The 26,455-nt window shown below is 60.9% G+C and carries 30 protein-coding genes and 2 tRNA genes; 17 read left to right on the forward strand and 15 right to left on the reverse strand.

Annotated elements, in window-relative coordinates:
* Positions 1 to 173: 173 nt before the first annotated feature.
* Positions 174 to 719 (reverse strand): hypothetical protein, encoded by a 546-nt coding sequence (locus H3L91_RS05510; protein ID WP_239669487.1) that lies wholly within the window; start codon positions 717 to 719, stop codon positions 174 to 176.
* Positions 720 to 1,067: 348 nt separating this feature from the next.
* Between H3L91_RS05510 and hflX the strand changes: the two genes are divergently transcribed.
* Positions 1,068 to 2,201, forward strand: a complete 1,134-nt coding sequence (hflX, locus tag H3L91_RS05515) for a GTPase HflX (protein WP_050783155.1) — start codon at positions 1,068 to 1,070, stop codon at positions 2,199 to 2,201.
* 460 nt (positions 2,202 to 2,661) lie between these two features.
* On the opposite strand, the gene guaB is transcribed toward hflX, so the two are convergent.
* Entirely contained in the window at positions 2,662 to 4,125 is a 1,464-nt protein-coding gene (gene guaB, locus H3L91_RS05520) for an IMP dehydrogenase (RefSeq protein WP_007342610.1), read from the reverse strand.
* 162 nt (positions 4,126 to 4,287) lie between these two features.
* Between guaB and H3L91_RS05525 the strand changes: the two genes are divergently transcribed.
* Positions 4,288 to 4,773, forward strand: coding sequence for a DUF4124 domain-containing protein (locus tag H3L91_RS05525; RefSeq protein WP_007342611.1), 486 nt, complete (start codon positions 4,288 to 4,290; stop codon positions 4,771 to 4,773).
* Between the two features lie 229 nt (positions 4,774 to 5,002).
* Here H3L91_RS05525 and H3L91_RS05530 read toward each other — a convergent pair whose 3' ends face one another.
* A complete protein-coding gene (locus tag H3L91_RS05530) occupies positions 5,003 to 6,391 on the reverse strand; it encodes a 3'-5' exonuclease family protein (protein WP_040659466.1) in 1,389 nt (462 codons plus the stop codon).
* A gap of 112 nt (positions 6,392 to 6,503) precedes the next feature.
* Between H3L91_RS05530 and H3L91_RS05535 the strand changes: the two genes are divergently transcribed.
* The 5 genes from H3L91_RS05535 (at position 6,504) to leuD (ending at position 8,361) form a co-directional block, all read left to right on the forward strand.
* Positions 6,504 to 6,580: transfer RNA gene (locus tag H3L91_RS05535), tRNA-Arg, on the forward strand.
* A gap of 14 nt (positions 6,581 to 6,594) precedes the next feature.
* Positions 6,595 to 6,669 (forward strand) — tRNA-Glu (locus H3L91_RS05540).
* 172 nt (positions 6,670 to 6,841) lie between these two features.
* On the forward strand, positions 6,842 to 7,207 hold the full coding sequence (locus H3L91_RS05545) for a VOC family protein (RefSeq protein ID WP_007342613.1): 366 nt from the start codon (positions 6,842 to 6,844) through the stop codon (positions 7,205 to 7,207).
* Between the two features lie 126 nt (positions 7,208 to 7,333).
* Positions 7,334 to 7,555 (forward strand): hypothetical protein, encoded by a 222-nt coding sequence (locus tag H3L91_RS05550; protein ID WP_007342614.1) that lies wholly within the window; start codon positions 7,334 to 7,336, stop codon positions 7,553 to 7,555.
* Between the two features lie 164 nt (positions 7,556 to 7,719).
* The gene (leuD, locus tag H3L91_RS05555; protein WP_007342615.1) at positions 7,720 to 8,361 is read left to right on the forward strand and encodes a 3-isopropylmalate dehydratase small subunit; all 642 of its coding nucleotides are present in this window, start codon (positions 7,720 to 7,722) and stop codon (positions 8,359 to 8,361) included.
* A 296-nt stretch (positions 8,362 to 8,657) separates the two neighbouring features.
* Here the strand turns inward: leuD and H3L91_RS12470 are convergent, their stop codons facing one another.
* The gene (locus H3L91_RS12470; RefSeq protein ID WP_280525958.1) at positions 8,658 to 9,665 is read right to left on the reverse strand and encodes a bestrophin family protein; all 1,008 of its coding nucleotides are present in this window, start codon (positions 9,663 to 9,665) and stop codon (positions 8,658 to 8,660) included.
* A gap of 201 nt (positions 9,666 to 9,866) precedes the next feature.
* Positions 9,867 to 10,865, reverse strand: a complete 999-nt coding sequence (gene ilvE, locus H3L91_RS05565) for a branched-chain-amino-acid transaminase (RefSeq protein WP_007342618.1) — start codon at positions 10,863 to 10,865, stop codon at positions 9,867 to 9,869.
* Between the two features lie 191 nt (positions 10,866 to 11,056).
* On the opposite strand from ilvE, the gene H3L91_RS05570 reads away from it, so the two are divergent.
* The 3 genes from H3L91_RS05570 (at position 11,057) to H3L91_RS05580 (ending at position 13,322) form a co-directional block, all read left to right on the forward strand.
* Positions 11,057 to 11,386, forward strand: a complete 330-nt coding sequence (locus H3L91_RS05570) for a LapA family protein (protein ID WP_040659468.1) — start codon at positions 11,057 to 11,059, stop codon at positions 11,384 to 11,386.
* Positions 11,387 to 11,393: 7 nt separating this feature from the next.
* Positions 11,394 to 12,566: a lipopolysaccharide assembly protein LapB gene (gene lapB / locus H3L91_RS05575; RefSeq protein WP_007342620.1), complete on the forward strand. Its 1,173-nt coding sequence runs from the start codon at positions 11,394 to 11,396 to the stop codon at positions 12,564 to 12,566.
* Between the two features lie 120 nt (positions 12,567 to 12,686).
* A complete protein-coding gene (locus tag H3L91_RS05580; protein WP_040658859.1) occupies positions 12,687 to 13,322 on the forward strand; it encodes an SgcJ/EcaC family oxidoreductase in 636 nt (211 codons plus the stop codon).
* A gap of 155 nt (positions 13,323 to 13,477) precedes the next feature.
* Here the strand turns inward: H3L91_RS05580 and H3L91_RS05585 are convergent, their stop codons facing one another.
* A complete protein-coding gene (locus H3L91_RS05585) occupies positions 13,478 to 13,720 on the reverse strand; it encodes a hypothetical protein (protein ID WP_007342621.1) in 243 nt (80 codons plus the stop codon).
* Positions 13,721 to 13,929: 209 nt separating this feature from the next.
* Between H3L91_RS05585 and pyrF the strand changes: the two genes are divergently transcribed.
* From pyrF to H3L91_RS05610, 5 genes are all read left to right on the forward strand, one after another.
* On the forward strand, positions 13,930 to 14,679 hold the full coding sequence (pyrF, locus tag H3L91_RS05590) for an orotidine-5'-phosphate decarboxylase (RefSeq protein ID WP_007342623.1): 750 nt from the start codon (positions 13,930 to 13,932) through the stop codon (positions 14,677 to 14,679).
* A gap of 32 nt (positions 14,680 to 14,711) precedes the next feature.
* Positions 14,712 to 15,689 carry a hypothetical protein gene (locus tag H3L91_RS05595; RefSeq protein ID WP_007342624.1) on the forward strand — a complete coding sequence of 326 codons (978 nt, stop codon included), beginning with the start codon at positions 14,712 to 14,714 and terminating at the stop codon, positions 15,687 to 15,689.
* A 3-nt stretch (positions 15,690 to 15,692) separates the two neighbouring features.
* Positions 15,693 to 16,430, forward strand: coding sequence for a hypothetical protein (locus H3L91_RS05600; RefSeq protein WP_007342625.1), 738 nt, complete (start codon positions 15,693 to 15,695; stop codon positions 16,428 to 16,430).
* Positions 16,431 to 16,524: 94 nt separating this feature from the next.
* Positions 16,525 to 17,472: a D-glycero-beta-D-manno-heptose-7-phosphate kinase gene (gene rfaE1, locus H3L91_RS05605; RefSeq protein ID WP_040659470.1), complete on the forward strand. Its 948-nt coding sequence runs from the start codon at positions 16,525 to 16,527 to the stop codon at positions 17,470 to 17,472.
* Positions 17,473 to 17,616: 144 nt separating this feature from the next.
* Positions 17,617 to 18,021, forward strand: a complete 405-nt coding sequence (locus tag H3L91_RS05610; protein ID WP_007342627.1) for a hypothetical protein — start codon at positions 17,617 to 17,619, stop codon at positions 18,019 to 18,021.
* Here H3L91_RS05610 and H3L91_RS05615 read toward each other — a convergent pair.
* The 3 genes from H3L91_RS05615 to H3L91_RS05625 all read right to left on the reverse strand — a co-directional run bounded on the left by H3L91_RS05615 (position 17,999) and on the right by H3L91_RS05625 (position 19,984).
* Entirely contained in the window at positions 17,999 to 18,250 is a 252-nt protein-coding gene (locus tag H3L91_RS05615; protein WP_007342628.1) for a hypothetical protein, read from the reverse strand. The two genes, H3L91_RS05610 and H3L91_RS05615, sit on opposite strands and share 23 nt — an antisense overlap.
* Before the next feature lie 229 nt (positions 18,251 to 18,479).
* Positions 18,480 to 19,433 carry a hydroxymethylbilane synthase gene (gene hemC, locus H3L91_RS05620; RefSeq protein ID WP_007342629.1) on the reverse strand — a complete coding sequence of 318 codons (954 nt, stop codon included), beginning with the start codon at positions 19,431 to 19,433 and terminating at the stop codon, positions 18,480 to 18,482.
* Positions 19,434 to 19,522: 89 nt separating this feature from the next.
* On the reverse strand, positions 19,523 to 19,984 hold the full coding sequence (locus H3L91_RS05625; RefSeq protein ID WP_007342630.1) for an RrF2 family transcriptional regulator: 462 nt from the start codon (positions 19,982 to 19,984) through the stop codon (positions 19,523 to 19,525).
* An 83-nt stretch (positions 19,985 to 20,067) separates the two neighbouring features.
* On the opposite strand from H3L91_RS05625, the gene H3L91_RS05630 reads away from it, so the two are divergent.
* Positions 20,068 to 20,436, forward strand: a complete 369-nt coding sequence (locus H3L91_RS05630) for a hemerythrin domain-containing protein (RefSeq protein WP_007342631.1) — start codon at positions 20,068 to 20,070, stop codon at positions 20,434 to 20,436.
* Between the two features lie 138 nt (positions 20,437 to 20,574).
* Positions 20,575 to 21,735: an NnrS family protein gene (locus H3L91_RS05635; protein WP_007342632.1), complete on the forward strand. Its 1,161-nt coding sequence runs from the start codon at positions 20,575 to 20,577 to the stop codon at positions 21,733 to 21,735.
* 188 nt (positions 21,736 to 21,923) lie between these two features.
* On the opposite strand, the gene leuB is transcribed toward H3L91_RS05635, so the two are convergent.
* From leuB to H3L91_RS05665, 6 genes are all read right to left on the reverse strand, one after another.
* Entirely contained in the window at positions 21,924 to 22,994 is a 1,071-nt protein-coding gene (leuB, locus tag H3L91_RS05640; RefSeq protein ID WP_007342633.1) for a 3-isopropylmalate dehydrogenase, read from the reverse strand.
* A gap of 116 nt (positions 22,995 to 23,110) precedes the next feature.
* Positions 23,111 to 23,662 carry a hypothetical protein gene (locus H3L91_RS05645; RefSeq protein WP_007342634.1) on the reverse strand — a complete coding sequence of 184 codons (552 nt, stop codon included), beginning with the start codon at positions 23,660 to 23,662 and terminating at the stop codon, positions 23,111 to 23,113.
* Positions 23,663 to 23,732: 70 nt separating this feature from the next.
* The gene (pth, locus tag H3L91_RS05650; protein ID WP_007342635.1) at positions 23,733 to 24,305 is read right to left on the reverse strand and encodes an aminoacyl-tRNA hydrolase; all 573 of its coding nucleotides are present in this window, start codon (positions 24,303 to 24,305) and stop codon (positions 23,733 to 23,735) included.
* Positions 24,302 to 24,598: an RnfH family protein gene (locus H3L91_RS05655; RefSeq protein WP_007342636.1), complete on the reverse strand. Its 297-nt coding sequence runs from the start codon at positions 24,596 to 24,598 to the stop codon at positions 24,302 to 24,304. The genes pth and H3L91_RS05655 overlap by 4 nt, the downstream gene beginning before the upstream one ends.
* Positions 24,591 to 25,022, reverse strand: coding sequence for a type II toxin-antitoxin system RatA family toxin (locus tag H3L91_RS05660; protein WP_040659476.1), 432 nt, complete (start codon positions 25,020 to 25,022; stop codon positions 24,591 to 24,593). Before H3L91_RS05660 ends, H3L91_RS05655 begins: the two co-directional genes overlap by 8 nt.
* A 356-nt stretch (positions 25,023 to 25,378) precedes the next feature.
* Positions 25,379 to 26,425 (reverse strand): ABC transporter permease subunit, encoded by a 1,047-nt coding sequence (locus tag H3L91_RS05665; protein WP_007342638.1) that lies wholly within the window; start codon positions 26,423 to 26,425, stop codon positions 25,379 to 25,381.
* Between the last annotated feature and the right edge of the window lie 30 nt (positions 26,426 to 26,455).

Below are 26,455 nucleotides of genomic sequence, written 5' to 3' on the forward strand. Positions count from 1 at the left end.
GGGTTGACGTAGATTAGCCCTAAATTCCACACCAATCCCGCAGGATTTTAGGGGCTGACGTAGCCTAGCATAACTGCTAATCGTCAGCCCCTTTCTTTTTGATGTAACGAATTATGTGAAGGCATAAAGTCTTTATCTGAAATATTATACAATTTTTTTACTATAATTGATTTTTAGAATTCATCATGTAGTTTTTCCTTTATTTTGGGCTGGTTGGAAAATATCTCTGAAATAATGCCAACTACCCGATTTCTTTCACCATAACCATAAAGTTGCACTAGTAAGTTTATCAGATAATCTGTAACATCTATTGATTTTCTAGCATTCTTCACTGAATTATTTTTTGCAACAGCACTATAAATTAAGAGCTTATTGGACTCTAAAAATGTTTTACAGTTTTTTGAGGAGAATTCTACCATCCGGTATTCAGGTAAAGCTGTTATTTCTCCTTTAGGGTTATTGGTTTTATCCAAGTAGGCAAAACCGTTATTGTCCCTCATAAATACCAACACTTCTTTGGTGAACTCATCATACATATTATGATAATCTTCCCATTTTTTTCTATGTTCTTCGGAATTGTCAGTCATTCGAGGACTGCGGATGCGGGTTTCCCCACAGATACTGTTAGGTGTCTCTCTGCTATAGAATACAACTTTTGCCAATGCAGTATCTGTCATGAAAAATAACATTATGGTGATGACGGGATAAAGTTTATTCATTTTCAACCCTTATTTGTAGAAATTATTGTTTTTGTATAGTTGTCTCCTTGTGCAGGCCGCCGCCGGCTGAATTGGAATAGTAGGCGCGGATAAATTTGCCACGGATTTTATCTTGTTCTTTGCAGGGTTGGGACATAACATACTCCTTTGGTTGGTAAGGATAAATATCGAATTCATATTACTCCTTTTTATTTAATATCGAAATATCAATCAAATATCATTTGCTAAAATTTACACGAAATCTGCCGTTCAGACAGCCTTTGCCGTATCATCGCGGACAAACCCGAAATCCGAGGAAAGCCAGTGTCCAAACAGCCCGATAAATCCTTAAGCAAACCCGAACGCATCATGCTGGTCGGCATGATGCTCGATGCCGACTACACCGGCGCGAACGAAAGCCGCGAACGCGCCTTTGCCGCTGCAATGGCCGAAGCGGAAGAACTTGTCTGCGCCACCGGAGGCGAACTCGTCTGCCGCCAAACCGCCAAACGCGACCGCGCCCATCCCGCCCTGTTTGTCGGCACCGGCAAGGCCGAAGAATTGGCGCAGGCCGTGAGCGAACAACAAATCGACTTGGCCGTGTTCAATCACGAACTCACCCCCACCCAGGAGCGCAATCTCGAAAAAGCCCTGCAATGCCGCGTGCTCGACCGCGTCGGCCTGATATTGGCCATTTTTGCCCAAAGGGCGCAAAGCCAGGAAGGGCGATTACAGGTCGAACTGGCGCAGCTGACCCACCTTTCCGGCCGCCTCGTGCGCGGCTACGGCCACCTGCAAAGCCAAAAAGGCGGCATCGGCCTGAAAGGGCCGGGCGAAACCCAGCTCGAAACCGACCGCCGCCTGATCGCACAAAAAATCACCGCCCTAAAAAAACGGCTCGAAGCCGTCAAACGGCAGCGCGCCACCCGCCGCAAAGCCCGCCAAAGCGGCAGCCTGCCCACCTTCGCCCTCGCCGGCTACACCAATACCGGAAAATCCAGCCTGTTCAACCGCCTGACCAAAGCCGACGTCCTCGCCAAAGACCAGCTTTTCGCCACCCTCGACACCACCGCCCGCCGCCTCTACCTCGCTCCCGGAACCGAAGTCATCCTCACCGACACCGTCGGCTTCGTGCGCGACCTGCCGCACAGCCTCGTCGCCGCCTTCTCCGCCACTCTCGAAGAAACCGCGCTCGCCGACCTCATCCTGCACGTCATCGACGCCTCCCGCCCCGATCACGAACGCCAGGCCGACGACGTCAACCGCGTACTCGAAGAAATCGGCGCGGGCGACATCCCCCGCCTGCTCGTGTACAACAAAACCGACCTCCTGCCCGCAGACAGCCGCCCCGCCGGCCTCCTGCGCCGAGCCGACGGCCGCCCCGCCGCCGTCAGCATCTCCGTCAAAACCGGCGCGGGTCTCGAAGACCTGCGCCAAGCCCTCACCGAACTCGCCCTTTCAGACGGCCTCCGAATGCGGCAGGCAAGACAAGAGGCCGTCTGAAAAAACAGATTGCGTGTTTCGGGCGGGTTTTCGTTTGGTCGGCAAAGAACGCGTGCGTCGCCTCGGGGCGGCACACCCTGCAACGCGGCAGAGGCCGTCTGAAAAACCGAAACGGCGTTTTCAGACGGTTTCTTTGATACGTCCACCCGCTCCAAAACCCTGAATGCGGCAGGTGATGTGTAAGAGGCCGTCTGAAAAAACGAATGTCGTGTTTCGGGCGGCGTTCGCCCGGTCGGCAAAGAACGCGTGCGTCGCCTGGGCGACACACCCTACGTCAGCGGCAGAGGCCGTCTGAAAATGCGGTTTCGTTGTTGGGGTAGGGTGTGTGGAGCAAGCCACGCACGCGGTTTTGTTTGGTGGTGGGGGTTTGCGATGAAACGGGAGGCCGTCTGAAAAGCAAAGAGGCCGTCTGAAAACCGTAAATCCGATTTTCAGACGGCCTCTGTTGATGGTGGCCGAATCAGCGGTGGTAGTTCGGGGCTTCTTTGGTAATCTGTACGTCATGGACGTGCGATTCGCTCATGCCCGCCGAGGTGATTTCGACAAACTCGGCTTTTTCGTGCATTTGCGGAATCGTGGCGCAGCCAAGGTAGCCCATGCTGGATCGCAGGCCGCCGGTGAGCTGGTGGATGATGTTTACAATCGGGCCTTTGTAGGGCACGCGGCCTTCGATGCCCTCGGGAACGTATTTGTCCGCGCTTTCCTGTTTGTCTTGGAAATAGCGGTCGCTTGAGCCCTGACTCATCGCGCCGAGCGAACCCATGCCGCGATAGGATTTGTAGGAACGGCCTTGATAAAGCTCGATTTCGCCCGGGGCTTCTTCCGTGCCCGCAAACATGCCGCCGAGCATCACGCTGGACGCGCCTGCCGCGAGGGCTTTGGCGATGTCGCCCGAGAAGCGGATGCCGCCGTCGGCAATCAGCGGCACGCCGGTGTCTTTCAGGGCTTCGGCCACATTGTGAATCGCGGTAAGCTGCGGCACGCCCACACCGGCGACGATACGGGTGGTGCAGATCGAACCCGGGCCGATGCCCACTTTCACCGCGTCCGCGCCTGCGGCCACCAAGTCCAGCGCGGCTTTGGCGGTGGCGATGTTGCCGCCGATGACCTGCACTTGCGGGAAGTGTTCTTTCACCCATTTCACACGGTCGAGCACGCCCTGGCTGTGGCCGTGCGCGGTATCGACCACAATCACGTCCGCGCCCGCTTCAACCAGCGCGTACACGCGCTCTTCGGTGTCCGCACCCGTGCCGACCGCCGCGCCCACGCGCAAACGGCCTTCGGAGTCTTTGTTGGCATTGGGAAATTCGGTGGTTTTGAGGATGTCTTTAACGGTAATCAGGCCTTTGAGTTCGTCTTGATCGTTTAACACCAAAACGCGCTCGACTTTGTGCGCGTGCATCAGTTCGCGGGCTTCGTCGATGCTGGTGCCCTCGGCCACGGTAACGAGGCGTTCGCGCGGGGTCATGATGGCGGAAACGGGCAGATCGAGGCGGTTTTCAAAACGCAGGTCGCGGTTGGTTACGATGCCGACCACTTTGCCGTTTTGCACCACGGGCAGGCCGGACATTTTGCGTTTGCGCTGGGCGCGCAGTTGTAAAAGTTCGCCGATCAGCACATCGGGCGCAACGGTGACGGGATCTTTGACGATGCCACTTTCGTGGCGTTTGACTTTGGCCACGGCTTTGGCCTGCATCTCGGGAGTCATGTTTTTGTGGATGATGCCGATGCCGCCTTCCTGCGCCATCGAAATGGCCAGACGGGCTTCGGTTACTGTGTCCATGGCGGCGGAGAGCAGGGGCAGGTTGAGCGTGATGTTGCGGGTGAGCTTGGTTTTGAGGGAAACGTCGCGGGGGAGGACTTGGGAATGGGCGGGAACGAGCAGAACGTCGTCGAAGGTGTAGGCTTTTTCTACGATGCGCATGATGCATTTTACCTTTCAGCGGTTGGAAATTTAAAATGCACGCAATTGTAGCATATTTGCCGCGCCCGTCCCAAAGGCTTTTCCCGATAACATGGCGGCATACCGGCAAATACAGTACAATAAGCGTTATTTTCCGTTATTTTGAGAAAAGCGAGACAAACGATGCACATTACTCCCCTTGCAAAAGCACTGTTGTTGGCCAGCCTGCTGGTGTCGGGCAGCCTTTCCGCCAAAGAAGTTTACCGCTGGAAAGAAAAAGCGGGATACAACAAATACTCCGACGTGCCGCGCGGCCTCAAACCAACCGAGTCCACCATCATCAACGTGCGCACGCACAAAGTAACCCCGCCGGCCACTTCTTCGGTACAGCCCTCGCCGGTAACCACCGTCGGCGACCCGAACGCCACACCGCCCAACGCCCAGCCTTCGCTGGCCGAGCAGCAGGCCGCGATCAGCGCGAAAATCGCCGAGGAAAACAAAGCGGCCGAGCAGCGCAACAAGGAAATCGAAGAGCAGAACAAGCAGGCGGCGGAAGCCAACTGCAAAACCGCCCAGATGAACCTGTCCTACGCGCAAACCGCGAAAACCGACAAACGCGAAGCCCTGATCGAACGCTTTAACCAGGACGTTTCCAAATACTGTAAATAAAGTATCGGCGTAACACACAGAGGCCGTCTGAAAAACGATTTTCAGACGGCCTCTTTGCCGTTTCACCACCGCCGGTTTTATAGTGGATACAGATGAAAAGTATCCTGTGTAGGCCGGGCTTCAGCCCAGCAAAATATCGGGGGAATAGCAAGGCAGCCGGGCTAAAACCTGGCCTACGATGGGTATCTTGTATTTTGTTCCACTATAAAAACAGCCCTAAAAAACAACCCTAATCGCAGACGCGGATATTGTGCCGCTCTTTTTTGAATTTCTCTTTGATCAGGGCGGGCAGGGAATGGTCGAAATACCAAGAGCCGTCGGGCAGGCGCAGCGCGCCGCCGGAGCAGACGGATGTTATCCGCACGCCGGTGTCGGCGTCGGTCTCCGTGATTTCCAGCGCGTGCGCTCTCCCCCAGCCGGCCACTGGCAGCAGCCGCGCCGCAGCGGCTGTGCGGCGGTTGTGTTCTTCGAGGCCGTCCGAAAGGCAGGCGCAGCCGCCCGACAAGGCGGCGGGGCAGGGCGTGTCGCGGGAATAGCCATCAGGCAGAATGTCGAGCCGCTGCGGGCAAAGGCCGTTGCCCCTCGCCCATTCCACCAAAGCCTGCCGCGCCGCTTTTTTGTTGGGAAACAGGCCGTACGGCTGTTCGGCAAAGCGGCCGTCTGAAAGCCGTTCCAACTTCGTCTGCATGCATCCGTTTTCGCTGCTGCGCAGGCGCACGGTGAGGAAATCCTGCTGCGCCGCCGCGTGTTGCGGGTTTTCAGACGGCCTCAAACCGTATTCCGCCGCCAGCTGCGCTTTCAGCGTCAGCGCGTGCAGCGGGCCGGCGGCGGGCAGGAAGCGCAGCGATGCCGCCGCCCGCGCCTGTTCCGACGCGGCCAGCCGGCGCGCCGCTTCGGAGAACGCGTGCCGGTGTGCCGCCAAATGCAGCGGCCTGCCCGATTCGTCCAGCCACAGCAGCGCGCCGCAGCCGTCCGAAAGCGCGTAAAGCTGTTCTTCTAAGGCGGCGGGCAGCGCGCTCGGCAGCTTGGGTTGCAGCAAATGGCACGCGTGCGCCGCAAAGGTTTCAGAACCCTGCTCGCGCAGGGCGGTTTCCAGATAATCGGCCACTGCCAGCACGTCGTCCGTCGCGCGGTGGCGCGATGCTGCGGCGATGCCGTGGCGTTCGATGATGCTTTCGAGGCTGTGTTTGTAAAACTGCGGATACAGGCGGCGCGAAAGCTGCACCGTGCACAGCGTCGGCGCGGCAAAGGGCAGGCCGCAGCGGGCGAACGCGCGGCGCAGGAAGGTGTAGTCGAATTTGCTGTTGTGCGCCAGCAGGATGCAGCCGCGCAAGAGCGGCAGCAGCTCGTGCGCCAGGGCGGAAAACGGCGGCGCGCCGGCCACGGTTTCGTCGCCGATGCCGGTCAGCCTGCGGATAAAGGGCGGAATCGGCCGTTCGGGATGAACCAGGCTGTGATAAGGGGTAACCGTGCCGCCGTCGAAACGCAGAAAGGCGATTTCGGTAATCCGGTCAGTGTCGAAACTGCCGCCGGTAGTTTCCAAATCGACGATTGCCGCCGGCCGGCCGAATATCGCCAAAGCCGCCGCCAGCAGCGGGCGTTGCGAAATGTCGTCCATAAAATTCCTTTGCGCTTCAAACAAAACGCGGCATTTTACCGCGCCGAAGGCAAATTCACAGCACAAACGCTTGACGATTTTGCAAACGCTCCATATAATCCGCGTTTTTCTCGCACCCGTAGCTCAGTTGGATAGAGTATCTGGCTACGAACCAGAGGGTCGGGCGTTCGAATCGCTCCGGGTGCGCCAAACAACTCATCGCCGCGCCCATCGTCTAGCGGTTAGGACATCGCCCTTTCACGGCGGTAACCGGGGTTCGATTCCCCGTGGGCGTGCCAGTTTCTCCAAAAGGATTTCCGTTTTTCAGCCGGAAATCCTTTTTTTCGTGTTTGCTTGCGGAAAACCTGCATCGCAGACGCTTCTTGCGCCGTCAAACAGCCAAAAGGCCGTCTGAAAAGTGTAGAATCCGGATTTTGAAAACCGTTAAATCCGTTTAAGAAAGGAAAAAACATGACGGGCAATCCGGTCGGCTGGTTCGGCATTCACGCGCGGGATATGGCGCGGGCGAGGGCGTTTTATGAAAACGTGTTCGGACAGCCTTTGCAGGAAGTGGCGGGCGGACGTTTTTATCTGTTCGGCGCAGACTGGCAACGCTACGGCGTGAGCGGCATGATTTGGCACGACGAGGGCGCGGATGCCGCGGCCTGCGGCGGCTGCACGCTGTTTTTCAGCTGCGACGACTGCGAGGCGGCGGCGCAAAAGGCGGTGGCCTGCGGCGGCAAACTGTTGCAGGAAAAATTCCCCATCGCCAACGGCTTCGCGGCCTTTGTCGAAGACAGCGAGGGCAACCGCATCGGCCTGCATTCGCAGCGGTGATTTTTGTGTAAACGCCGCCCACCCTGCGCAGAGCGCGGCTTGCGCGGCGGGTGTTTGGCTATATAATCGCCCGCACACGGCCTGCGCCGTGTATCTGTTCCCGTAATATTTTTGAAGGAAACCAGTATGAAAAAAGTACTTGCACTGACACTCGCCTCACTTGCCCTGGCCGCCTGTTCCAGCACCTGGCACGGTATGAAGGAAGATACTTCCGAAAACGTGGAAAAAACCGGCGAAGGCATCGAACGTGGTTGGGACAAAACCAAAGACGCGGTGAAAAGAGGCGGTAACGCGGTCGGTCGCGGTATCAGCCATGTCGGCGAGAAAATTGAAAACGCCACCGAATAAGCGTTATCCGCAGGGTCTGTTGGCATTCGGTTTGCGAAGCGGATTTTCCCCAAAAATACCGCCGCACAGTTGATTGCCAACACACTTCGGGCAGCCCGAAGCCGCTTCGGGCTGCTTCTTTGCACCTGAGTGCCAACGCTGCAACGCAGATATAGGAACACACCGTGAAAGCATTTACCAAACTGACCGCCATCGTCGCCCCGCTCGACCGCGCCAATGTCGATACCGACGCGATTATCCCCAAACAGTTTCTCAAATCCATCAAACGCTCCGGCTTCGGGCCGAACGCTTTTGACGAATGGCGTTACCTCGACCACGGCGAGCCGGGCATGGACAACAGCAAACGCCCGCTCAACCCCGATTTTTCCCTGAACCTGCCGCGCTATCGCGGCGCGCAAATCCTGCTCACGCGCAAGAATTTCGGCTGCGGCTCTTCGCGCGAACACGCGCCGTGGGCTTTGGACGACTACGGCTTCCGCGCGGTGATTGCGCCCAGCTTCGCCGATATTTTCTTCAACAACTGCTACAAAAACGGCCTGCTGCCGATTGTGCTGGACGAAGAAATTGTAGAGCGGCTGTTTCAGGAAGTAGAGGCCAATGAAGGCTACGCGCTTGCAGTCGATTTGGAACGCCAGACCGTTACCACGCCCTCGGGCGAGTCTTTCGCCTTCGACATTACCGAACACCGCAAACACTGCCTGCTCAACGGCTTGGACGAAATCGGCCTGACCTTGCAGCACGCTGGCGAAATCGAAGAATTTGAAGCCAAACGCCGCCAAAGCCAGCCGTGGCTGTTTCACGGGTAGGCGCGGAAAAATAAACAGAGGCCGTCTGAAAACCGTAAAACAGGTTTTCAGACGGCCTCTTTGCGTTTGCAGCGGCTTGCCGGTAAAGCCGTTTGCAAACAGAAAATGTGCGCCGTTGGGTGGGGTGTGTGGCAAGCCGCGCACGCGGTTTCGGGGTCGTGGGAAAGGCGCGGATGTTTTGTGCGGCAGGGGAACGCGTGCGTCGCTTTAGGGCGACACACCCTGCGTTAGGTTCGGTATGGGTGGGAGAACAGGCCGTCTGAAAAAACGTTTTCGGTTGTGCCGAAACTGTGTTTTCAGACGGCCTCTTTGCATATTTTGCGGTTTCCGTGTCCGTTGTTTATTGCACGATGTGTTTGGCCGGGCTGGGGTTTTCTGTATCGGGTGGCAAGGTGAGGCCGCCGGCGTCGCAGATTTGGTTTTCCAGCAGGCGGCACATGGCGGTGAGGGCGAGGTCGTTTTCGTTTTTGCCGAAGGGGTCGCTGATTTCGTCGACGATTTCGTTCAGGCACATGAAGGTGTAGCCGACGAAGGTGGTCATGAAGGGGGTTACCCAGCCGATGGTGTTGACCAGTCCGAAGGGGAGCATGAAGCAGTAGCCGTAGATGGTGCGGTGCATGAGGACAAAGTAGGCGAAGGGGATGGGGGGTGTTGTTGAGGCGTTCGCAGGCGGTGTGCACTTCGGTGAGTTCGTTCAGGCTGTGTTCGACGGTTTGCCACTGGATGCTGTCGGTGTGTCCTTCGCGCAGCAGGCGGGCGTTGTATGCGCCGAGGATGCGGCAGGCGGCAAGCACGGGGTAGCGGGCGGCGAGCAGGGTGTCGCGCCATTGTTCGGGGGCGGTGCGCAGGATGTCGTCGCGGTAGGGTTCGTGGCGAAGCTGGCGGCGCAGGAGGTGGGCGAAGGCGATTTCCAGTTGCAGCATGTCGCGGCGGTCGGACTCGGGGATGGGCAGACTGCCGATGATGCGGGTGAAGCTGCGGCTTTGCTGCAAGAGCCGCCCCCATTGTTTGCGGCCTTCCCAGAAGCGGTCGTAGGCGGCGGTGTTGCAGAAGCCGTGGAAGATGGCCAGGGCGATGCCCAGCAGGGTGAAGACGGAGGCGTTGAGGGGGATTTGGTATTTGAGCAGGTGGCTTTGGTAGTAGGAGACGACGGTGGAGAAGAGAAAGAGCAGCAGCAGTGGTTTCCACAGGCGGTTGAAAAACGAGCCTTGCAGGATGTAGAGGATGCTGATGCGGTGGACGGGGCGGATGATCATGGCGGGCGGTTGGGCGGCGGGCAGATTTTGAGGCCGTCTGAAAATCATAAAACAGGTTTTCAGACGGCCTCAGCGGGCTAGGGTCTGTTGACAATCAACGGTTGCGGCGGCTTTTGCGCCATAAAACGGCATCTGCTGCGTTGGAAACACTCGCCTATGGACGGCATAGGCTCGTGTTTCCGCCTTGCATCTGCCATTTTCTGTCGAAAAATCCGTTTCGCAAGTTGAATGTCAACACACCTTAGGGCGTCAGCAGACTTCGACCAGCCAGCCGTGTTTGTCTTCGGAATGGCCGTATTGGATGTCGGTGAGTGCTTTGCGCAGGGCGTAGCCGCGTTCGGTGTTCTGTACGGGGATTTCGCGGCCGCCGATGACGAAGGAGGTTACGGGGGAGATGACGGCGGCGGTGCCGGTGAGGATGGCTTCCGCGCCGTTTTCGACTGCCTCCTGCAATTCGGCGACGGTGAAGTTGCGCTCGGATATGGTGTAGCCGGCGTCGCGGGCGACGGTGAGCACGGAGTCGCGGGTGATGCCGTGCAGGAATTCGTCGGTGAGCGGTTTGGTGATTAATTCGTTGTCTTTAATCAGGATGAAGTTGGACGCGCCGGTTTCCTGCACGTCGCCATTGGGGCAGAACAGCACTTGGTTTGCGCCGTGTTCGGCTTTGGCTTTGAGCACCCAGGGCATGGCCGAGGCGTAGTTGCCGCCGCATTTGACGCGGCCCATGTGCGGGGCGCAGCGGATGTGTTCGGTTTCGACGAGGATTTTGACGGGCGAGCCGGCTTTGAAGTAGTCGCCCACGGGTGAGGCGAGGATGTAGAGCAGGGCGGTATCGGAGGGCGCGCCGGCTTTGCCGATGACGGGGTCGGTGCCGATGAGGGTGGGGCGCAGGTAGAGGGCGGCGGGCGCGTCGGGGATTTCGTCGGCGGCGCGGCGCACCAGTTGCAGCAGCATGTCGCGGAAGATGGCGGCATCGGGCTGGGGCAGGCGCAGGATTTGCGCGCTTTGGCGCATGCGGGCGATGTTGGCTTCGGGGCGGAACAGCACGGTTTTGCCGCCTGCCTGGCGGAAGGCTTTGAGCCCTTCGAAGCATTCGCTGCCGTAGTGCAGGGCGTGTGCGCCCGGCGGCAGGGCGAGGGTTTGCGAGGGCTGCCATTCTACGGGCTGCCAGGCTTGGTTTTTGTAGGCGGTAACGGGCATTTGGGCGTGGAAAACGCTGCCGAATACGGCGGGGACGGGTCTGCTCATGGCGGATACTTTCAAAACCGGATGTGAAAAAACGCAAAGATACGCCTTTCGCGCGCCTTTTGGCAAGGTGCGCGGCCGTGCCCAAACTATGCACGAACCATGCACGCGGCGGGCAAATCGTTTACACTGGCGGCCTTTTCCCCGCCGCGCCCGCCTTGCCGGTGTCTTTTCAAACCTTTACGGAGCCGTTTATGAAAGCCGTCTCGCTGATTTTCAAAGTTTTGATTCTGTTGGTTTTCCTTGTTCTCGCCGTGATTAACACCCAAACCGTCGCCTTCAACTACCTGCCCGGGCAGGGCGTGGAGTGGCCGCTGATTGTGGTGCTGTTCGGCGCGTTCTTCACCGGCTCGCTGTTCGGCCTGTTTGCCCTGTTCGGCCGCCTGCTGCGCCTGCGTTCGGAAAACAGCCGCCTGCGCGCCGAAGTGAAAAAAGCCGCCCGCCTCAACAATACCGACATTGCCGCACCGGCCGCCGCCGCCATGCCCGCGCCCGCCGCGCCCGCGCCCGCCAAGCAGGACTGAGCCGCCGATGGAAAACGACATCCCCGTCTGGTGGCCGCTGCTCGCCCTGACCCCCTTCATCTGCTTCGCCCTGGGCTGGTTTGCCGCGCGGGTGGACATGAAAACTGTGCTCAAACAGGCCAAAATCCTGCCCGCCGCCTTCTATTGTGCCCTCGAAGCACTGGTGGACAGAAACAGCGGCAAGGCGGCGCGGGAGCTGGCCGAAGCGGCCGACACCCAGCCGCAGTCTTACGAATTGAACCTCACGCTGGCCAAACTCTACCGCTCGCGCGGCGAAAACGACAAAGCCGCCCGCCTGTTGCAGAAACTGGCCGACTCGCCCGACACCGTGGGCGGCAGGAAAGAAGCCGTGCTTTTCGAGCTGGGGCTGACCTACCAAAGCGCGGGGCTGGTGGATCGGGCGGAGCAAATCTTCCTCTCCCTCGAAAACGGCAACACGGCCAAAGGCGCGCGCGAGCGGCTGCTCAACATCTACCAGCAGGATCGGGACTGGGAAAAAGCCGTTGCCGCCGCGCAGGCGTTAAGCCACGACGAACAGACCTACCGTTTTGAAACCGCCCAGTTTTACTGCGAAATGGCGCAGGCAGCCCTGTTCAAATCCGACTACGCCGCCGCCCGCGAGCGCGTTGCCTCCGCCCTCGACGCCAACGGCAAATGCAGCCGCGCCAGCATCATCCTCGGCGACATCGAACAAAAAGAAGGCAACTACGCCGCTGCCATCGAAGCCTACACCGCCGTCGAAAAACAAAACTACGCCTATCTGGGCATGGCCGGCGAAAAGCTCTACGACGCCTACGACGCGCAAAACCGCGCCGCCGAAGGGCTGGACGTGCTTATCGGCTACATGAAAACCTTTCCCCAGCTCGACCTGCTCGATGTCGTCTACGAAAAATCCCTGCTGCTCTACGGCGAACAGAAAGCCGGCGAAACCGTCGCCGAACTCGTCCGCGCCAAGCCCGACCTCAACGGCGTGTACCGCCTGCTCGGCGTGCAGATCAGCGGCCTGAGCCCCATGCTCAAAGCCGACGCCGACATGGCGCGCGCCGTTATCGGCCGCCAGTTGCAGAAAAGCCGCGTCTACCGCTGCCGCAACTGCCATTTCAAATCGCAGGCATTTTTCTGGCACTGCCCCGCCTGCAACAAATGGGAAACCTTTACCCCCAACCGCATCGAAGTGTGAAACCCGTTTTTAACTTCGTTAAAGCTGCGCTTTCAGACGGCCTGTAAAGCGCAAAGGCCGTCTGAAAGCGCAGCCCGGGCGCAGCTGAAACCGTCCGCCGAACCGAAAAAAGGAAATCCCATGACCCGCACCGCCGCCGCCCTCGCCCTGCTCCTCGCCGCCGCGCCCGTCTGCGCCGAACCCGCGCCCGACACCGCCTCGCCGCCTGCCACCGCCGCCCAAACTGCGCCCTCCGATGCCGAAACCCTGCATCAGGAACTGCGCGCCCTGCGCGACACCATGCAGGCCGCCCTCAACCGACGCGACCTCGACACCCTGCTCGACAACTTAACCGACGACGTCGTGTTCACCACCATGAACGGCGACCGCGTGCAGGGCAAAGAAGCCGTGCGCGCCTACTACGGAAAAATGCTCGGCGGCAGTGGCGCAGTGGTCAAAAGCATCGACGTGCACTTTGAAGCCGACGCGCTCTCGCACCTCTACGGCGACACCGCCGTCTCCTTCGGCCACAGCCGCGACCGCTACGAACTCGCCGGCGGCGAAGTGTGGGAAGTGTCGCCGCAGTGGAGCGCGACCCTCGTGCGGCAGGACGGCCGCTGGCGCATCGCCCAGTTCCACTATTCGGTCAACATGCTCGACAACCCCGTGCTCGCCGCCCAACGCAAACTGCTGCTCGGCGGCGGTGCGGCAACCGCCCTCGCCGCCCTCGCGCTGGGCTTCGCCCTCGGCCGGCGCGGGCGCAGAAAGACCGTCTGAAAATACATGGGTGTGTTGGCAATCAGCCTTACGGCGGTGTTTTTTACTCAAAAACCGCCCGCAAGCTGAATGTCGACACACCCGTGAGGCCGTCTGAAAAATGTTTTTCAAACGGCCTCATGGGTTTTTGCGTACGGAGCCGCAAGCCCGGCGGACTACTGCTGCCAGTTGGACGGTGTGTATTCGATAACGTTTTCAAATTTATCCAAATTCTCCGCCTCGAACACCGCCGCCTTTTTAAAGGCTTCTTCCAGCGTCTGGCAGATATGCACTTCCACCTTGCCCGGCTTGCCGTTTTCGATCACCAGCAGATCGAGTTTGTAGGTCTGGTTGTGCGGCAGCCGTTTGATCATCACCGACAAATCGGACGCGGCCGGATTGTTTGTCTGATTCGACATTATGCGTTTCCTTAAAATAAAATTTCATGTTGAAAGCGTCGCCAAACGCTTACTCTGTTTTACAATCTAGCCGATTACGCTAAAAATAGCAACGGCACGCAAAGCATTGCGCCACAGGCCGTCTGAAAAAAACGTTTTGCCTGCGTCGAAACCGCTTTTCAGACGGCCTGTGCAAACCGCCCCCGCAACAGCAGCAAAAAGGACATCCCGTGAACCCCCTGATCGCCGACACCGAATACCCCGCCGCCCGCCGAACACCCGTCATCGTCGCGCTGGATTTTGCCGACGAAAAAAGCATGCTCGAATTTGTGCGCCGCCTCTCGCCCGACCTGTGCCGCCTCAAAATCGGCAAAGAGCTGTTTACCGCTACCGGCCGCAGTCTGGCCGAAAAACTGATTCATCAGGGCTTTGAGCTGTTTCTCGATTTGAAATACCACGACATTCCCAACACCGTCGCCCAAGCCTGCAAGGCCGCCGCCGAAATGGGTGTGTGGATGGTGGATATGCACGCCTCGGGCGGCCGCCGCATGATGGAAGCCGCCGCCGAAGCCGTCGCCAATTATCAAAACAAACCGCTCTTGATCGGCGTAACCGTGCTCACCAGCATGACGCAGCAAGACTTGGCCGAAACAGGCGTATCCGCTCCGGTTGAAGAACAGGTGTTGCGTCTGGCCAAACTCGCGCAAAGCTCGGGCTTGGACGGCGTGGTCTGCTCCGCGCTCGAAGCCGCGCCGCTGCGCAGTGAATTGGGGCAGGATTTTGTGCTGGTAACGCCCGGCATCCGCCTCGACACCGCCGCGAACAATGACGACCAACGCCGCATCATGACCCCAGCCGACGCGCTCTCCGCAGGTTCGACCTACCTCGTGATGGGGCGGCCCGTAACGCAGGCTGCCGACCCCGTGGCCGTGTTGCGCGAAGTCAGCGAAACCGCGTATCGGGCGGCGGAGGCCGTCTGAAAAGCGGTGCGCCGCCAACGGAACCATTGAAAATGAACCCGGGTTTTCCCCGTTTTTTCCTGCTCTTTGTGCTTTTCGTGCTGGTGTTGTGCGGCGGGTCGCAGGCATACCGGCTGTACGACGGCCGCGCAGAGGCGCGGCGGATACTGCGCGACACCGTTGCCGAGCTGCGCCGCCGCTTGCCGCCGCCCGACAAGGCCGATGCCGCCGCCATGCCGCAAAAGCTGCCGCGCCTGCGCGAGGGCATGCTGTATTACGCCGAACGCAAAGCCTACAAATACACCTTCGACTACACCTTCGACGAACACAATCCCGAGTTTCTCGAACGGCGCAGCATCTGGCTCTCGCCGCAGGGCGGCCGCTGGCGGTGCTGGGCGGGGGTGAAAGACAGCGTGCGCGGCGCGGACTCGGACTGCGGCGAGCGCGCAATCGTCGCCGGTTTGACCGAACGCGAACACGCGCTGGCGAAGGCCAACTGGTGCGGCCGCCTGGCCGCCGCCAACACACCCGACTGGCAAAACGGCCCCGTATATGTGGTGTTTGTGCCGCCGAAAAAGGCGCGCGGCGTGGAACAGAATGTCAAAGAGAAAGTCAAAGTGCGCGCGGTGCATTTCGCGCAGGCGCATCTGGTGCTGTACACCGCCGATTGGGACACCGTGTGGCAGCTCGAACTGCCCGACGGCGCGAAAAGCCTGACGCTGATCGGCTCGGAAATTTACGACGGCGAAACGTCCGCCGTCTCCGAAGCGGTGATAAAAAATTCGTTCGACTACCCCAACATCAGAAAAAAATGCGTCGAACTGCCCGGCGGTGCGGAGCTTAGCGGCTATTACAGCGAAGACATGTGGCAGGACGCGACCCTCGCGGCGGTATTCCGCAACCCCGCCGTGCACCCGATCATCACCGTGGCCGAAGGCGCAGAACCCGCCATTCTGCTGGACGCGGCAGGGCAGGGGGCAGGCCGTCTGAAAAACGAAACGGCGCAAACCGCTGCGTCGCAGGGGGATTGAGCCGTGTTTTCTTATCTTATTGTTTATATTCTGATTATATTCGTGGTCGTGCTGCTGCTTGTGGCGGCGGCCACCGGCTACTCTGCTTTTGTCATCCTGTCTGCCGCCGCCCGAACCGCCTTTGCCATGTGCCGCCGCCTGCCGCCCGCCCGCCATCCGCTGATGTGGCTATATGCCGCGCTCTTGGGCTATCTGCTGTTTCCCGTGCTGCTGGCCGACTTCGCCGCCGCCGCGCCCGCCGCCCGCCACGTGCACGACATCACTGTGCTGCGCTGGTGGAACAACGCCTGGCTCTGCGCCGTGCTGGTCGCAGCCAATCTGCCGCTGCTGCCGCTGCTGCACGGCGAAATCCGCAGCGGCAGCCCCTGTTTCGGCACGGCCTTCTGCGTGTGGTGCGTGTTTGCCGCCGCCTGGGGTCTGGCCGCGCTGGCCGCCTGTTCGCCTGAGTTTGCCGCCAACTACGCCGCCGTGTTTGACGCGCTGTGGCCGTGGCAGCGCGGCGTGCTGGCGCATCTGGAAGCCGACAGCGCGCGCACCGCCGAGGCTTTCGCCCGCCCCATGCTGCGCTACGGCAGCGCGGTGTTTTTCGACGGCGTAAGCCTCTTTATCGCCACCCTGCCGTTTTTCCTGCTTTACTCGGCAACCCTTCCGCGCAACAATACGCCCCTTTCATACGGCGCGGCAGGCATGCGCCACCGCATCGACGAACTGCGTGGCAGACGGCGCAGGCGGCGCAGGTAAAACGCCGCCGAACCGCGTTTTCAGACGGCCTCCAAAGCGCACAGGCCGTCTGAACGCAAGGCTTCGGCGCAGCCAAAACCACAGGAACGACAAAATGACCTTTTACAGCGAAACCCTCAAACCCCGCCTGCAACAGGCGCGCGTGCTGGTGGCCGGCGACGTGATGCTCGACCGCTACTGGTTCGGCGACGTGGCGCGCATCTCGCCCGAAGCCCCCGTGCCTGTTGCCAAAATCGACCGCACCGAACACCGCGCCGGCGGCGCGGCCAACGTCGCCCGCAACATCACCGCCCTGGGCGGCCGCGCCGCGCTGGTGTCCGTGGCCGGCGACGACGAAGCGGGCGACACCCTGCAAAAACTGATGGAAAACTGCGGCGTAGAAACCCTGTTTTCCCACGACAAAACCATCGCCACCACCGTCAAAACCCGCGTCGTCGCCCGCAACCAGCAGCTCATCCGCCTCGACTTTGAAGACGCCCCCACCCACGAAATCCTCGACAGCGTCAAACAGCAGTTCCGCGCCAAACTGGCCGACTGCGACGTCGTCATCCTCTCCGACTACGGCAAAGGCGGCCTCACCCACGTCTCCTCCTTCATCGAATGGGCGCGGCAGGCCGGCAAACCCGTCCTCATCGACCCAAAAGGCGGCGACTACGCCAAATACGCCGGTGCCACCCTGCTCACTCCCAACCGCTCCGAGCTGCGCGAAGTAACCGGAAACTGGCAGAACGAAGCCGACCTGGCCGGAAAAGCCCAAGCCCTGCGCCGCAGCCTCGGCTTGCAGGCACTTTTGCTCACCCGCAGCGAAGAGGGCATGACCCTCTACCGCGACGGCGAACCGCACCACCAGCCCACGCGCGCGCGCGAAGTGTTCGACGTGTCCGGCGCGGGCGACACCGTCATCGCCGCCCTCGGCCTCGGCCTCGCCGCCGGCCTCGACCTGCCCGAAGCCATGCGCCTGGCCAACGCCGCCGCCGGCGTGGTGGTGGGCAAAGTCGGCACCGCCGTCTGCACGTTTGACGAACTGGCACAATCATTGTAAAGTAGCGTAATAATCCGCCGCTTTGTGTTGAAAAACATGCTGTTTTATTTAAAAATTAAAGACAAAAGGCCGCTTTCGGCGGCAAACGGCTTCCAATAACACCTTCACAGCTTTGGACAATTTATTTTTTAAGGGGACAGAGATATGCCCGTCAGCATGACCCGTCTGGAACTCAACTGGGACGACAGCCGCAGCCGCAACAAACTCGACATCAACGCCGTGCAGGCCGTCGCCGCCGTGTGGCTGGCCGACAAAAACGCCAGCCGCCATGCCGTCATGGACATCGAAACCGTGGTGGACGAGCCGTTTTCCTTCGCCTTCAACGGCCTGGATACCGCCACCGTCATCGGCCTCTTCGACGAAATCGCCCGCCAGTTTCCCGCCGTGCGCTTTTACGTGCGCGGCATCGGCGAGGATTTCAGCAATATGTGGCTGCGCGAATACTTCAACGGCGAAACCGTCTTCTCCGCCGGCCCCTTCGAGCGGCAGGTGTCGGAAAACCTGAGCAACAAAGGCAAAAGCTGGTTCAGCCGCTGGCTGGGCAGATAGGCGTTCCAAGCGCACAGGCCGTCTGAAAAAAAGGCCGTCTGAAAAAGGCGAAAAACAGGATGGGCATGGATTTCCATCCTGTTTTTTGTTTTTTCAGACGGCCTCTGCCGTCGGGGGTGTGCGGCGCGGCCACGCACACGGTTTGGGGCGGGCGGGAAGAACAAGAGGCTGTCTGAAAATCGGGTTGGGGATTTTCAGACGGCCTTTGCGCGGCAGGGAACGCGTGCACCGCCTTGGAGCGACACACCCTACGTCAGGTTCGGCATGGGCGGATTCGGGGTTTCAGACGGCCTCTGCCGCTAAGGTAGGGTGTGTGGCGCAAGCCACGCACGCGGTTTCGAATTTTTGGGAAATGCGCGGATTCGTTGTACGGCAGGGAACGCGTGCGTCGACTTGGGGCGACACCCCTACCTTGGGTTCGGTATGGTGTGATGGGGAACAGGCCGTCTGAAAAAACCTTATCCGTGCGGCGCGGTGTTTTGTCCGGCGAGTACGGCGTCGATCAGGGCTTCGGCGTCTTGGTCGGCGAGGCGTTTGGCGACGGCGCGGCCGAGGGTGCGGGCGTAGGCGGCGGGGGCTTGGGCGGCGGCTTCGATGAGGACGGAGCCGTCGGGGTGGCCGACGAGGCCGCGCAGGGTGAGCAGTCCTTCGTCGCTGGTGCAGTAGGCGGCGAGGGGGATTTGGCAGCTGCCGCCGAGTGCTTGGGCGAGGGTGCGTTCGGCGGTAACGCAGGCGGCGGTTTCGGCGTGGTTGAGCGGGGCGAGCAGGGGCAGCAGGTCGCTGCGGTGTTCGGCGATTTCGATGCCGAGCGCGCCTTGTCCGGCGGCGGGCAGGCATTCGTCGGGGGAGAGGATTTCGCGGATGCGGCCGTTAAGGCCGAGGCGTTGCAGGCCGGCGGCGGCGAGGATGATGGCGTCGTATTCGCCGTTGTCGAGTTTGGCGAGGCGGGTTTGCACGTTGCCGCGCAGGGGTTTGACGGTGAGATGGGGGTGTCTGGCGCGGATTTGGGCTTCGCGGCGCAGGCTGGATGTGCCGACCACCGCGCCTGCGGGCAGGGCGGCGAGGGTGTTGTGGCGGTTGGAAACGAAGGCGTCGAAGGGGCTGGCGCGTTCGCCGATGGCGGCAAGGAGGAAGCCTTCGGGCAGCTCCATGGGCACGTCTTTGATGGAGTGGACGGCCAGATCGGCGCGGCCGTCGTGCAGGGCTTGTTCGAGTTCTTTGATAAACAGTCCTTTGCCGCCGATTTTGGAGAGGGTGCGGTCGAGGATTTGGTCGCCGCGCGTGGTGAGGCCGAGGATGCGGATGTCGCAGGCGGGGTAGAGGGCGTGCAGGCGGGCTTTGATGTGTTCGGCCTGCCACATGGCGAGCGCGCTTTGGCGGCTGGCGATGGTGAGTTTGTCGGGTGCGTTCACGGCTGATCCTTGATGGGCGGGAAACGGCGCAGTTTAACAGAATCAGGCCGTCTGAAAACGGTGTTTTCAGACGGCCTCGGATTTGTTTTCTAAGCCTGCGGCCTTATGGGGCGGGCGGCGAGGGAGATTTTCGGCGAGTAGAGCATGTCGAAGGTGGGCTTGTTGATGAGGTCGGCGAGGGTGAATTTGTCGAGGTGTTCGAGGAAGGCTTTGCCCGCGTCGTTGAGCACGGAGGCGAGCAGGCAGCAGGAGGTGAGCAGGCACTGGTTGCCCGCGCCCATGCATTCGACCAGCTTCATCGGCTCCATGTGGCGCACCACGTCGCCCAAGCGGATGAGTTCCGCCTGCCGCCGCAGGCGCAGGCCGCCGCCTTTGCCGCGCACGCTGTCGAGAAAGCCGCCTTTCACCAGCGCGGTTACCACTTTCATCAGGTGGCTTTTGGAGATGCCGTACACTTCGGCGATGGTGGCGATGTTGACCAACTCTTCGCTGTTGACGGCGGCGTAGGCCAAAACGCGCAGGGCGTAGTCGGTTTGTTGGGTGAGGTACATATTGCCAGCGGAATGTTAAAGTTTCATAATATATGCAACATAATATTATACACCAACCGCGCCCCGCGCCGTAAGGAACAGCCATGAAACGCCACCCGCTGCTCGTGCCGCTCTCGCACGAGCACCACCACACACTCGCCCTGTGCACGCGCATTTTGCGCAGTCCCGAAGCCGACCACCGCGCCGACATCACCGAGCACTACATCGATCTGGAAAAACACTTCGTCTGCGAAGAAACCATGTTCGCCCCGCTGTGGGACGCCCTGTGCCGCGACGATCTGCGCGCGCGCTTTGAGGCCGAACACGCCCAACTGCGCGCCATGCACCTCGCGCCCGACTACACCAATCCCGAATGGAACGTACAATTCGCCACCCTGCTGCGCGACCACGCCCGTTTTGAAGAACGCGAGCTGTTCCCCGCCGTCGAAGCCCTGCTGCCGCCGGCGGAATAAACAAACAACAAAACAGGCCGTCTGAAAGCGCAGCTTCGGCGAAGCCAAAACCGGCAAACGGCAAAAAAACGCTTTTCAGACGGCCTCCAACCGTTTCCAAACCACCAAACCACCAACCAAAACAGAAAACACAACATCATGAAATTCTTCCAACACCCCGTCTGGGCGATGGCCTTCCGCCCGCTCTATTCGCTCACCGCCCTTTACGGCGCACTCTCCGTCTTCCTCTGGGGCTTCGGCTACCAAGGCACCGCGCAGCTTCCCGGCTTCTTCTGGCACGCCCACGAAATGATTTGGGGCTACGCCGGCGGCGTGGTCGTCGCCTTCCTGCTCACCGCCGTCGCCACCTGGACCAAACAGCCCCCCGTCGGCGGCGCGCGCCTCGGCCTTTTGGTCGGCTGCTGGCTGGCCGCCCGCCTGTTTGCCTTCGTCCCCCACGCCGCACTGCTCTGCGGCCTCGCGGGCGTCGCCTTCTACTGGCTGGCCGCCTATTACATGGGGCAGGCCGTCTTCGCCGCCAAAAGCACGCGCAACTACATCGCCGTCGCCGCACTCGTCCTCATGGGCATCACCCTCGGCGCGTTCCATGCCGCCCTCTCGCTCGGACGGCTGGCCGGCTTGCAGGACAACCTCTTCGCCGGACTCGTCATGGTGGCCGGCTTCATCGGCCTTATCGGCTCGCGCATCATCGCCTTCTTCACCTCGCGCCGCCTCAACACCCCCCAGCCCGCCTCACCGCAATGGGCGCTGCTCGCCCCGCTCGTGCTGCCCATGATTATGGCCGCCCTCATGACCCTCCATCTCGCCCTGCCGCTGGCCGCCCTCTGCGGCATCGCCTGCGGCGTCCTCGGCCTCGTGCAAACCGTGCGCTGGTGGGCGAAAGGCACGGACAAAGAACCCCTGCTGTGGACACTGCACGCAGGCTACGCCGCCACCGCCCTCGGCCTCATCATCATGGGCATCGGCCAGTGGCGGCCCGAACTGATGAGCGCGGGCGTGCACAGCGTCGCCGTCGGCGGCATCGGCCTCCTCACCGTCAGCATGATGACCCGCACCGCCCTCGGCCACACCGGCCGCCCGCTCTACCCCGCGCCCAAACCCATGCCGCTGGCCTTCGTCCTCATGCTCGCCGCCCTCGCCATGCGCCTTCTGGCCGCCGCCATGCTCTACGTCCACCCCACCGCCTACCAGCACAGCCTGCGCTGCTCCGCCGCCCTCTTCGCCGCCTCACTGCTGATCTACGCCTGGCGTTACACCCCCTGGCTGCTGAGCCCCCGCCTCGACGGCAAACCGGGCTGAACCGCCGCGCGGTTTTCCTCATGACAGAGGCCGTCTGAAAAACATGTTTACCGTTTTTCAGACGGCCTCTGCCGTTAGGGTAAGGTGTGTGGCGCAAGCCACGCACGCGGTTTGGGGTTTGAGGGCGGGTGTTGTCGAACGGTAAAACAAGAGGCCGTCTGAAAGGTTTTTCAGACGGCCTCTTGTTTTTACAGCGCGGCCAGTACCGCGTCGCCCATTTGCGAGCAGGAAACCTGCGTGCAGCCTGCTTCAAAAATATCGGCGGTGCGCAAGCCCTGTTGCAGCACGGTTTGCACGGCGTTTTCGATTTGCGCGGCGCGCTTTTCGTCGTTCAGGCTGTAACGCAGCAGCATGGCCAGCGACAAAATTGTAGCCAGCGGGTTGGCTTTGTTTTGGCCTGTGATGTCGGGCGCGGAGCCGTGCGAGGGTTCGTATAAGCCTTTGCCGTTTTCGTCGAGCGAGGCGGAGGGCAGCATGCCGATGGAGCCGGTGAGCATAGATGCTTGGTCGCTCAAAATGTCGCCGAAGATGTTGCCGGTGGCAATCACGTCAAACTGTTTGGGCGCGCGCACGAGCTGCATGGCGGCGTTGTCCACATACATATGGCTGAGTTCCACATCGGGGTATTGCGTGGCGACTTCGTCAAAGATTTCGCGCCACAGCTCGGTGGTTTCCAACACATTGGCTTTGCCGACGCTGCATACTTTTTTGCTGCGCTTTTGGGCAGCGGCAAATGCGACGTGGGCGATGCGGCGGATTTCGCTTTCGCTGTACCGCATGGTGTTGAAGCCTTCGCGCTCGCCGTTTTCCAGCGTGCGGATGCCGCGCGGTTCGCCGAAGTAGATGTCGCCCGTAAGCTCGCGCACGATGAGGATGTCCAGCCCTGCGACGACTTCGGGTTTGAGGGTGGAGGCGTTGGCGAGTTCTTTGTATAGGATGGCGGGGCGCAGATTGGCGAACAGGTTGAGGTCTTTGCGGATGGCGAGCAAACCGCGCTCGGGGCGCAAGGGGCGGTCTAGGCTGTCGTATTGGGGCGAGCCGACTGCGCCGAGCAGCACGGCATCGGCGGCGCGGCAGAGGTTTTGCGTGAACTCGGGGTAGGGCGCGCCGTATTGGTCGTAGGCTTCGCCGCCGAGGGGGGCGTATTGGTATTGCGCGTCCAGCCCTTGTTCTATCAGTTTGTCTAACACGCGCACGGCTTGGGCGGTGATTTCGGGGCCGATGCCGTCGCCGCGTAGGATGGCGATTTGGTGGGTCATTTTGGGTCTCCTTGCGGATGGTGGAAAAACGGGGGTTTCAGACGGCCGTCTGAAAAACAGGAAACGCGTGTGTGGCTGCGCCGCACACCCTGCATCAGGCCGTCTGAAAAACGGGTTTACTGTTTGGCGGCGTATTTGGCGGCGATGTCGCCCATCAGGCGGGTTTCGGTCTGCCATTTGGCGGGGTCGATGGGGCGTTCGGGCGGGGGGTTGCCGGGGTCGTTGACGGCGATGCCGCCTTGGTCGTCGAAGAGGATGTGCTGGCTGCGGGTTTTGGCGGGGTCGGGGCTGCCGTCGGGGCGGTAGTAGCGGGTTTCGGCGCGGGCGGAGGAGGGGCGTCCGTCGCGGTAGAGGTATTGGTAGTGGTGGACGCGGTAGTTGCTGCCGTAGCCGTATTCGAGTTTTTCGGGGCGGCCTTGGGGGTCGTAAACCAGGGTGAGGCTGTTGCGGCTTGCGCCGTCTATCATCAGTTCGGGGATGTCGGTTTTTTCGATTGTGCCGCTGCCGTGCGGGAGTGTTGCGGCGGGGGCGGGGGTTTGGGCGGGTTTGGCTGCGGCTTGGACGGGCGCGGCCTGCGCGGGGGCGGAGGCGGGCGGGGTGTCGGCCGTTTGTCGGGAGCAGGCGGCCAAGAGGAGGAGGGCGGGGAGGAGGCGTAATGTGTTGTTCATGGTTTTCCTTTTTGGGGTTTGTTTGGCAGCCGTTTGAAAACCATCAAACGGGTTTTCAGACGGCCTCTGTTTATTTGCTGTGCAGGAAGCGGGGGATGGCTTCGCGGTCTTCGGCCATGATGAGGGGCATGGCGGCGAGGGCTTTTCCGATGCTGCGGTCGATGAGTTCGCGCTCGGCGGCGGAGGGTTTGTTGAGGACGTGGCCGATGACGAGGGTGCGCTCGCCGGGGTGGCCGATGCCCAGGCGCAGGCGGTAGAAGTCGGGCGTGCCGAGTTTGGCCTGTATGTCTTTGAGGCCGTTGTGGCCGCCGTTGCCGCCGCCGAGTTTGAAGCGGACGCTGCCGCAGGGGAGATCGAGTTCGTCGTGGACGGTGAGGATTTCGGCGGGGCGGATTTTGTAAAACTGCGCCAGCGCGGCAACGGCTTTGCCGGAGAGGTTCATGTAGGTGTCGGGTTTGAGCAGCCATACCTCGCCTTCTGGGCGGGAGACGCGGGCGACGTGGCCGGCGTATTTTTTTTCGTGTTTCCACGCGGCCTTCCATTGGCGGGCGAGTTCGTCGACAAACCAGAATCCGGCGTTGTGGCGGGTGTGTTCGTATTCTGTGCCGGGGTTGCCGAGTCCGGCGATGAGTTTGATGGTCATGCTGTGCCTTTTTGGGTGTTTTGCGCGGCGCGGCGGCGGCGGGCTTCTTTGGGGTCGATGAGGAGGGGGCGGTAGAGTTCGACGCGTTCGCCGCCGAGCAGGGGGGTGTCGTCGGCGACGCGTTTGCCGAAGATGCCCAGCGGGGCGGCAAGGTCGGCTTCGGGGAAGGCGGCGGCGAGGCCGCTCTGCAATACGGCGCGGCGGGCGGTGGTGCCTTCGGGGACGCGCAGGCTTTGCAGAAACTGTTTTTCGGCGGTGCCGTAGACGATTTCGATATTGACGGTTTCAGCCATGGCGTTTTCCGGCTTCGGCCACGAAGGCTTCGACGAGTTTGCCGGCCAGGTGGCCGAACACGGGGCTGATGAGGGCGGCGAGCACGGGGTTGGCAAAGTCGTATTCGAGTTTGAAGGCGACTTTGCAGCAGTCGCCGCCGAGGTCTTCAAACTGCCACGCGCCGCGCAGGGTTTTGAAGGGGCCGTCGAGCAGGTCCATACGGATTTCGCGGCCGGGGATGTTGCGGTTGCGGGTGGCGAAAGACTGCTTCACGCCTTTGTAGTCCATGTGCAGGCGGGCTTGCAGCTCGTTCGGGGTGCGGGAGAGGATTTCGGTTTTGCCGTACCAGGGCAGGAATGTCGGGTAGTCTTCCACTTTGTCCACCAGTTCGTACATCTGCGCTGCGCTGTGGGGGACGAGGACGTTTTTTTCTACGGTTTTCATGTGGGCGGGCGGGGTGGGGCAAAGGCGGCGATTATAGCATTTGAGGCCGTCTGAAAAACGGAAAACGGGTTTTAGCTGCGCTTTCGGAAACGTCATCTCCGCGTTTATGCTCCGCAGGAATACAGGCGGGGCGGCCTCTGCCGTTGTGGCGGTGTCCGGCACGGCTGTGTAGGCGGTTTGGGTTTGGGGAAAGGCGCGGATTTGTTGTGCGGCAGGGAACGCGTGCGTCGCCTTGGGGCGACACACCCTACAACAGGTTCGGCATGGGCGTGAGTGGAAAGAGGCCGTCTGAAAAGGCGGATTTGCTTTTTGGCTGCGCCGAAACTGCGTTTTCAGACGGCCTTTGGCGTGGCGGTTCAGGTGTTTTTGTCGAAGCGGATGCGGGGGTCGGCGGCGGCGTAGCAGAGGTCGGTGAGCAGGCGGGCGAGGAGGCCGGCGAGGGTGAAGATGTAGAGGGTGCCCATGACTACGGGGTAGTCGCGTTTGATGACGGCTTCGTAGGAGAGCAGGCCGAGGCCGTCGAGGGAGAAGAGGGTTTCGATGAGCAGGCTGCCGGTGAAAAACGCGCCGATGAAGGCGGCGGGGAAGCCGGTGATGAGGGGGATGGCGGCGTTGCGGAAGATGTGGCGGTACAGGATGCGTTTTTCGTCCAGGCCTTTGGCGCGGGCGGTATAGACGTATTGGCGGCGGATTTCTTCGAGGAAGATGTTTTTGGTGAGCATGGTGGTTACGGCGAGGCTGCCGGCGGCGGAGGCGGTTACGGGCAGGGCGATGTGCCAGAGATAGTCGGCGGTTTTGCCCCAGAAGCCGAGGGTTTCCCAGTTGTCGCCGGTGAGGCCGCCTTGGGGAAACCAGGCGAGGAAGCTGCCGCCGCCGAAGAAGACGAGTAGCAGCAGGCCGAGGACGAAGGGGGGGATAGTGTAGCCGACGAGGATGGCGAAGCCGGTGGCGAGGTCGAAGCGGCTGCCGTCGCGCACGGCTTTGGCGATGCCCAGGGGGATGCAGATGAGGTAGGTGAGGAAGAAGTTCCACAGGCCGAGGCTGGCGGAGACGGGGAGTTTCTGGGCGATGAGTTCGGCGACGCTTTCTTGGTGGAAGAAACTTTGGCCGAGGTCGAAGCGGGCGAAGCGGACGGACATTTCCCAGAAGCGTTGCAGCGGGGGTTTGTCGAAGCCGTAGAGGGCGTTGAGGGCGGCGAGGTCGTCGGCGGTAAGGCGGTTTTGCCCGAGGGTTTTCGCGCCACCGCTTGCGGCTTCGCCGGCCGCGCCGCTGCCGGAAAGTTGGGCGGCGAGTTGTTCGACGGGGCCGCCGGGGACGAATTGGATGACGGCGAAGGTGAGGGCGAGGATGCCGATGAGGGTGGGGATGACCAGCAGCAGGCGTTTGAGGAGGTATCGGGTCATGTCTGCTCCGTGCGGCGGGAGGCCGTCTGA

The organism is Neisseria bacilliformis, from assembly GCF_014055025.1.
In the GTDB taxonomy this organism is placed as follows: domain Bacteria; phylum Pseudomonadota; class Gammaproteobacteria; order Burkholderiales; family Neisseriaceae; genus Neisseria; species Neisseria bacilliformis.